Genomic DNA, 1721 nt, shown 5'->3' with positions numbered 1-1721 from the left:
CGTGTTGAAGTACCCAAATATCGTGTTGAAGTACCCAAATATCGTGTTGAAGTACTCAAACATCGTGTTGAAGTACTCAAATATCGTGTTGAAGTACTCAAATATCGTGTTGAAGTACCCAAATATCGTGTTGAAGTACTTGCGTTGCTTTTATGAAAAGTGAAATCAAATTGACGGTGATTAAAATTATTCACACGTTGATATGGGTATTCTTCAACTTTGTTATTTTCTATATGCTTTATGCCGCGTAGGCGTAGCCCGTCGTAGACATCGCAATCTTGTAGGGACGATAGCGAATGCTATACAGCATAGGTTTTTCGTGCATGGCAATCGCGCTGAAGGTTTTGAGTCAGTCAAATTTTAGCTAAAATGTTCTAGTGCCGTAATTTATTAGCGATCGCTCAAGTTTTTCAACGCAAACCATAATATGGCAAAAGATTTGTATCACGAGCAAGTTAAACGCGCTCTTGAAAAAGACGGATGGCAAATAACTCACGATCCATACGAATTGCGTATAGGTGGAGTTGAAATGTATATAGACATTGGGGCGGAACAGATGATCGCTGCTCAAAGGGGAAATGATAAAATTGCGGTTGAGGTGAAAAGTTTTATTAGTCCCTCAAGGATTTCTGATTTTCATTTGGCGCATGGACAGTTTTTAGATTACCGCTATGCTTTAGAAGATGAAGATCCAGAGAGAATTTTATATTTAGCAGTACCTCGTTTTGTTTATCAAACCTTTTTTAACTTAGCTTTTATTAATAGAGTGGTAGAACGCAGTCAAATTAAACTTTTAGTTTATGACTTAGAAAAGGAGACGATTGAGCAATGGATAAAGTAGCTGTCTACAGGCAATATATTCAACAATTAATCCAAGCAAAAGCCGATCGCTCGATGAAATCACCAAAGGATAAAGATGTTGAGGCTCAACCTATTTTTGATACGGAGCGCGATCGCTATCAATTGGTGTATGTGGGTTGGAAGCAGAACGATATCAGGGATTATGGATGTTTGCTACATTTAGATATTAAAAATGGCAAGATTTGGATTCAATATGATGGTACGGAACATGGAATTGCCTATGAGTTATTAAAATTGGGTGTACCACATGAAGATATAGTTTTAGGTTTTCAACCTGCTAGGGTACGCTCTGATACTGAGTTTGCTGTAGGTTAGGTTTAAATATTGATTGATGAATAGCGATCGCTAAGCTGTTACGTTTACAACTTGCATTATCAGGGCGGGCAAGATGCCCACCCCACAATCATATTGAAAAAATATTAGTGCAAATTAAAGGCGCAAGAGCTTAGTTCAATTTTCATCAAATCAAAGGCGGGTATCATTTCAAGCTATGCGATCGCCCCTGGAATTTGAAAAGTCTATTTACCAGAGGGAAGCCTTAGTTCGATATTTAATTTGTTCCCTATTTCCATAACATTGTTTGTAAAGTCTGTCATACCTGCGATCGGGGCAGCGACTACAGTACCAGCAGTTAGTAAAGCTACTAGACGGTTTGTGAGTTTGCGTAAATTGCGTTCTTGTTCTGGCTTTTTAATTTCTACTTCTACATCATCAATATTGTCGGTGATATCGCCACGTTTATCTGGTGGAAATTGGGCGGCAGTTTGGCGCAGGTTGCCGATCAGTTGCATTAGTTCTGCTACGCTTGCGCCGCTTGTTTGATTAAGATTGCTTACTGTGGCTTGGGCTTGGTTTTGAGC

General features: G+C 39.0%; 2 protein-coding genes and 1 pseudogene. 2 read left to right on the top strand and 1 reads right to left on the bottom strand.

The annotated features are described in order from the left end of the window. The first annotated feature begins 427 nt into the window (after positions 1–427). On the top strand, positions 428–841 hold the full coding sequence (locus VE944_RS31040; protein WP_324986706.1) for a XisH family protein: 414 nt from the start codon (positions 428–430) through the stop codon (positions 839–841). After that, positions 829–1176, top strand: a complete 348-nt coding sequence (locus VE944_RS31035) for a XisI protein (RefSeq protein ID WP_324986703.1) — start codon at positions 829–831, stop codon at positions 1174–1176. Before VE944_RS31040 ends, VE944_RS31035 begins: the two co-directional genes overlap by 13 nt. A 203-nt stretch (positions 1177–1379) precedes the next feature. Here VE944_RS31035 and VE944_RS31030 read toward each other — a convergent pair. Next, positions 1380–1721 (bottom strand): annotated as a pseudogene (locus tag VE944_RS31030) (leucine-rich repeat domain-containing protein); the annotation flags it as partial.

This window comes from Nostoc sp. (genome assembly GCF_035638895.1).
Taxonomy (GTDB): Bacteria; Cyanobacteriota; Cyanobacteriia; order Cyanobacteriales; family Nostocaceae; genus Nostoc.
Note: the sequence above shows the minus strand (reverse complement) of the source record. Positions and strands in the feature narration are given on the sequence as shown.

What these genes read in the sequence shown, in the direction of transcription:
- VE944_RS31040 (WP_324986706.1), top strand. Translation starts at nt 428, where the DNA reads ATGGCAAAAGATTTGTATCACGAGCAAGTTAAACGCGCTCTTGAAAAA.
- VE944_RS31035 (WP_324986703.1), top strand. Translation starts at nt 829, where the DNA reads ATGGATAAAGTAGCTGTCTACAGGCAATATATTCAACAATTAATCCAA.